This is a genomic window from Pacificoceanicola niger, from assembly GCF_048553275.1.
In the GTDB taxonomy this organism is placed as follows: domain Bacteria; phylum Pseudomonadota; class Alphaproteobacteria; order Rhodobacterales; family Rhodobacteraceae; genus Pacificoceanicola.
Genome location: NZ_JBLZMW010000043.1, coordinates 1 through 5097 on the forward strand (window position 1 = coordinate 1; position 5097 = coordinate 5097).

6 protein-coding genes are annotated in these 5097 nt (G+C 61.1%); 1 reads left to right on the plus strand and 5 read right to left on the minus strand.

Features of this window, described 5'->3' with window-relative positions; translation table 11 throughout:
* Positions 1–119 precede the first annotated feature (119 nt).
* The 5 genes from ACN2XU_RS24070 to ACN2XU_RS24090 form a co-directional block, all read right to left on the minus strand.
* Positions 120–278 (minus strand): hypothetical protein, encoded by a 159-nt coding sequence (locus ACN2XU_RS24070; RefSeq protein ID WP_419412871.1) that lies wholly within the window; start codon positions 276–278, stop codon positions 120–122.
* Positions 279–326: 48 nt separating this feature from the next.
* Entirely contained in the window at positions 327–788 is a 462-nt protein-coding gene (locus ACN2XU_RS24075; RefSeq protein WP_419412872.1) for a hypothetical protein, read from the minus strand.
* A gap of 136 nt (positions 789–924) precedes the next feature.
* Positions 925–1800 carry an Eco29kI family restriction endonuclease gene (locus ACN2XU_RS24080; protein WP_419412873.1) on the minus strand — a complete coding sequence of 292 codons (876 nt, stop codon included), beginning with the start codon at positions 1798–1800 and terminating at the stop codon, positions 925–927.
* Positions 1800–3020: a DNA cytosine methyltransferase gene (locus ACN2XU_RS24085; protein WP_419412874.1), complete on the minus strand. Its 1221-nt coding sequence runs from the start codon at positions 3018–3020 to the stop codon at positions 1800–1802. Before ACN2XU_RS24085 ends, ACN2XU_RS24080 begins: the two co-directional genes overlap by 1 nt.
* A 447-nt stretch (positions 3021–3467) precedes the next feature.
* Positions 3468–3704 carry a hypothetical protein gene (locus ACN2XU_RS24090; RefSeq protein WP_419412875.1) on the minus strand — a complete coding sequence of 79 codons (237 nt, stop codon included), beginning with the start codon at positions 3702–3704 and terminating at the stop codon, positions 3468–3470.
* Positions 3705–4111: 407 nt separating this feature from the next.
* Here ACN2XU_RS24090 and ACN2XU_RS24095 point away from each other — a divergent pair, with 407 nt between their 5' ends.
* The gene (locus tag ACN2XU_RS24095; RefSeq protein ID WP_419412876.1) at positions 4112–5092 is read left to right on the plus strand and encodes a plasmid recombination protein; all 981 of its coding nucleotides are present in this window, start codon (positions 4112–4114) and stop codon (positions 5090–5092) included.
* Positions 5093–5097: the final 5 nt, after the last annotated feature.

A 5097-nucleotide genomic window follows, 5' to 3' on the forward strand; every position in this document is an offset into this window, starting at 1 on the left:
GCAGCTCTGGAAACTGAAAACATGGCCGCGTAACTAACGACAATCAGCCTCCGGCAAACCCGGCGCGGTTCAGTAGCCCTTCAACGCTACTCTGTCCGTGATGTGCTTCCCGAACACGCTCAAGAACGTCGCGCCAGGCTTGGAGAGTGCTTCCTCGATTTCCCTTCTTCGTTCTGCACTGTTCCGTCAGGTGCCTCGAACCCGGCGTCGATGAACTCGTCATCGCCTCCGACGAACTGGAAATCGAAGAGCTTATTGATGTCGTCAAGATTGGTCATGAATATCTCCTTTCCGCCCGGGTCGGGGTGGCGGAGACTTTGCGGGGGTTAGGCGGCTTCGAGGGTCGAGAACGGCTTCACGAGTTGCGATCGGCGCGCCTTGCGCTTCTCGTCCCACGCGTCGTTCTCGGCCTTGGTCATCGCGCGAAAGCCGCGCGTCTCATCGCAATAGACGCGACGAGTGCCGTCGAAGCCGATCCTGTAGTGCGAAGGCCCATCTGCGATAGAGCGATGTTCCATACCGGAGTTGCGCTCGCCGGTTTCGGGGTTGCAGCGGACGGGGGTCTCTTCCCACCAGATCATTGCTTGAATCCGCTGATGACGACCGGTATTCGCGGAGACCTCGATCCGCCATCCATCAGCGAAATAGCAGGTCTCGTTCCATCCCTCGATCGTGTGAGAGTAATGATGGACCTTGTGACCCTGTGCCTCCATCTCTTCACGGAGATTGTGCATCGTCTCGCCCATCAGGCGTGCGATAGAGCGGTCGGTTCCTTTAAGTCGTGCCATTGTCCTGCCTTCCTGTGTGTCATCGGGGTGGTGTGTGTGATCCCGATGACATGGAATTAGGCATGACGCGCGGCGGCCCAAAAGAAATTCACTCCTCCGAAGCGATTTTCTCGCAAGCCACTGATCCTGAACAATTCTATCCCGCTTCCGGCGGCTCGGCGTCAGGCTCTTCTTCATCTGCGGCGTCGATCCGATCCGCTCGGCGGATACCCTCAGCGAACGCGGCAAACACGTCCTCGGTCGCTCCGAATATCCTGGTTTTTCCGAAGTGCTCCGCAACCTCGGCCAAGATATCTTCCGCCGACTTCGCTTCAGGGTTTCCCGCCGCCCAAGTCCTGCCTGGATGGATGGTATCCCATGGGGACTTGTTGTTTGCTCTGGTCTTGGAGTCGTCTCCATGCTTGCCCAGACCGTAGAGGATCTTCGTTTCGTTGTTCCAGATCGGCCAGAACAGATTGATAAGATGGCTCTCAGCGGCAGCTTGGTAGCCGCTCTGCACCGCCAGGGCGCGGCACTCGAAATGGGCCAAGTCTATGCCGGCCACCTTGTCGATGTTCCTCCGATGCTCGTTCAACCGTCCGAAGAGCTTGGTCTCTTGCTGGACGACGGAGGTGGCCCCGACGGGAGGATCGGCCTTGCCCACGTAGATCGGCGTCTCCGTGCTGGAGATCGGCGCGTAGATTTCCTCCGGACCCGTGTAGTAGATCGCATAGACGCCGGCGCCATAGAACGGTTCAATGGCGTCAAGCCGGACCCGGTCCTGGGAGATAAGCGCCAGGGCTACGAAATGCCCGATCAGTCGCGGTTCGGCTGGATCGAAGAATGCGTCCGGCAGTCGCACGGGATCGACGTCCCGCTCGAGTTGCTCGAGCCTCTCCTTCATTGCCGCGATGGCGTTGAGCACGCCTTTCCTCGAGGGGCCGGTCATCTGCGCCTCGCGGATCACCTGGGCGAATTCGTCCAGGTGGGCGGTGGTCGCGTCCGCTGTTCGGAGTTCCGGTCTGCGCGCCACTACGCCACCTCTGACTCGTCCAAGCGTTCTGCAACGCTCTCCCCGACCACGCGCGCGAGCTCCGCCGGAACGGCGTTCCCCAGTTGGCGCATGCACTCGGTCCATGCGCCGTGGAACTTGTATCCGTCCGGGAAAGTCTGGATGCGGGCACCTTCTCGAACGGTGAAATATCGCACAGAGCCATCGGCCCGGCGCAGCATGTTCTCACCGCCGGGCACGCCATGCACACCGGCCTTGAGTGTCTTGCTGGGCTCGTCGAGGTAACTACCGGTATGACCTGGGTATGTCCTGGCATTGGGCTGGAAGCGGTGATCAGCGACCGAGTTCGAGCGATGCGTATTCTCCGGATCCGGAAGGTCTCCGATCGCGTCGCGCGTAGTCCGCCAGGGCAAGCCTGCGGGCTTCTCCTCTTTCGATAGCCGCTTCGACATCTGCAGCGCACGGCCTTCGAGCGTCCGCCACTTCTTCGCGACGCCATGGCGTTCCCAGTAGTCTCCGAACATCTGGTCCCAGACCAAGGCCTCCTGGGAATACTCGCCCTGGTCGAACGACCAGTGGGCGTCGACGTCGTCGCGGAAGCCCACGAACAAGACCCGTTCCCTTCTCTGGGGCACGCCGTAATTCGCGGAGTTCAGGAGCTTCGTCACCACCTGGTAGTGCAGATCCGGCCGCTTCGTGGACGTATGGTGTTGCTCGAGGCGCTTGAGATGATCTTCCCAAGCCTCGCCGTCCCGAGCGATCATCTCGGGGTGCTCCATCTGCAGCTTCACGTATTCGAAATACGGGAGGAACGACGCGCGGGTCAGGCCCTTCACATTCTCAAAAATGAAAGCCCGAGGCCGGGCCTCGCGGACCGCGCGCACCGCTTGCGGGAACATGTCCCGCGCGTCGTCGTATGCACGATGCCGCCCCCCGAGGGAGAATGGCTGGCAAGGCGGACCGCCGGAGATCAAGTCGATCTTGCCCTCGAACTCCTTGAAGCCGACCTTCCGGACATCTCCTTCAACGACACGCCAGGGACGCTGCTCATCCTGGTCGTTCTCGTCTTTGTCGAGCATCCGGTGGTTGTCGCGCAGGGTGTCGCAGCACCACCGATCGTATTCCACGACCATCTGGGGAATGAATCCTGCGTCGGCCAAGCCGATGCCAAGGCCGCCCGCACCCGCGAAGAGCTCCACCGATTTCCGTGTTTTGAGCTTGACAGGCTGCTCTCCCGACATGCCGTCCTCCTGCGGGGATTTTTTCCGACTTAGACCAAAGTCCGAGTCAACTATCAAGAACAGATTGACAACATCTGGTTAAAGGCGTTTCGGCGCCACCCCACAATTAGTGAGGCCCGGCAGTCGCATCTGGCGATGCCTCTGTCCCGTTTCCCCGCGTCTCACAACCCAAGCAGGAATGGGCGGCGGCAGACTGACGGGGAATTTCACGCTGCGGGATCAGCGCCACACAGCCGCCTGAGTGTTCTTTAGAACGGCACCTCGCCGTCAAACTCTTCTGCGGCAACGGTGGGCTTCTGGTGGTCACGCGTGAAACCGATCGGGTTCTGGTCGACGACCGCGAGCTCTGTTCCTTTGCTCATTCCTCATTTCCTGTTGTTTTGATTTCCGGCCCTGAGCAGGTAGGGAAATGGCCGGGGCCCCTCCAAATGGCCCAGGCGGTTTCGCTCACAGAGCCTCGGACAGAGCAGTTTCGTGCTCGTCGCAGTCGACGAACTGCGGTGGCATGAGGAGTGCCAGCTCGTTGAGGAGCCAGGCCGGTTCCTCGTCGGTGACGCCGTTCCCGGCGAGATGGATCGACAGGCCAGCGTAACTCCTCGAGACGCTCATCTCCCATTCTTTGCCACCGTCGGTGACGGTCAACATGACGGAGTTCTCGGCGGAAGCGGTCAGTTTGTATTGCATTGGATGTCTCCTGTTTTGCGGTGTGTATTGGAGTAGATGCTCCGTTCGGCCTGGCTCGGAAGCTTCTTGCACATGAAAGGGAAGGCCCGCCGCAGGCGCGCCTGGGAGGGGTCCAGGGGAGGGGCAGCGCATGCGCTCATCCTCTGGCGGGGAGAGGTCTGGAGAGGGGCGGCGCGATAGCTACCCTTCTCCGGGAGCAGGGGTCCAGGGGAGTGCGGAACGACGCCCTGGCCGCCCCGGAGGGGTCCGGCTGAAGGCCCGAACGAGCAACCCTGAAAAAGCCGCAGGCGGTCTGGCCGCAAGCCAGATTTGCGGGGTTGTTTAGTGAGATCTCACCCCGGGCGCACTCCTGGGGAGCGAAGCCTCTACCCGGGCGACATCTCCTCCCGAACAGGAGGAGAACGGGCATGACCGCATACGCCGTCGTCTATCACATGGAGGGATATACCCCGCAGCAGATTCTGGCGATGCAGGAGCATCACAAGCGCAACAAAGGGGACCTCGAGCATTGTGACCCGAAACGGTTCCGCATGAATAAGGTCATCCACGGCAACAGGGATACGTGGGGTGAGGAGTTCTTGGCCGAGGTCGAGGCATACAAGCACCTCAACATGAGAAACGAGGTCGCAGCATTGAACCGGCGCGGTCGCAGAAAGGAGGCCGCGCGGCGACGCATTGAAGGGGGTAAGGATCCTTGGAAGAAGTCGAGTGAGCTGGGCGTCGTTCGGTCGATCCTGTTGAGCGCAGATGAACAGTTCTTCCGCCAGGAAGGGTTCGAAGATTTCGCCGGAGCGGACTTCAGGGATCCGAAGGTTTGCGCTGAGTTCGAAAGACTCGGGACTGCCTGGGCCGAAAAGAAGATCCCCAGGAAATACTGGCTCTTCGCGGTCTGGGAGTATGATGAGAAGACGCCGCATCTCCATCTCTACGCCCGCGCCTGGAACGAGAAAGAGACAAAGACCAAGGGTCTGCAGCGTATGCTGCAGCCCACGGACATGGTCCATTTCAGGAATGCTGAGCTGGCCCAGACCGAGGTCGCCGAGTGGTTCGCGCCGATGGGCCTTGTTCGAGGGCGCGAGATCGCGAAAGCTAGGCGTGAAGCCCGGGCTCGGGGCCAGATGCCGCCGCAGAAGGCGAGGCGAAAGGAGCCGTGGCAGTGGCGCCAGGATCAGCGCATGCAGCTGGTGTCGGCAGAAGAAAGAGCCCGTGCCGCCGAGGCCGCCGAAGAGAAAAAGCGCTTGGCGGCCGCCGCCGAGCGCGAGGCCGTCCGCCGCGAGCGCGAGGAGCTTTCCCGCGCCGTTGTCGACGCCGAGAAACGTAACCGCTGTTCCAATCCCACCTTCCTGTCGCTTCCGAGATCTGAGATCGGCTCGTTCGAGGATGAATGAGAGGG

Excerpts from the sequence above, each read along its gene's own strand:
- ACN2XU_RS24070 (WP_419412871.1), bottom strand. The coding sequence starts at position 278 with ATGACCAATCTTGACGACATCAATAAGCTCTTCGATTTCCAGTTCGTC.
- ACN2XU_RS24075 (WP_419412872.1), bottom strand. The coding sequence starts at position 788 with ATGGCACGACTTAAAGGAACCGACCGCTCTATCGCACGCCTGATGGGC.
- ACN2XU_RS24090 (WP_419412875.1), bottom strand. The coding sequence starts at position 3,704 with ATGCAATACAAACTGACCGCTTCCGCCGAGAACTCCGTCATGTTGACC.
- ACN2XU_RS24085 (WP_419412874.1), bottom strand. The coding sequence starts at position 3,020 with ATGTCGGGAGAGCAGCCTGTCAAGCTCAAAACACGGAAATCGGTGGAG.
- ACN2XU_RS24095 (WP_419412876.1), top strand. The coding sequence starts at position 4,112 with ATGACCGCATACGCCGTCGTCTATCACATGGAGGGATATACCCCGCAG.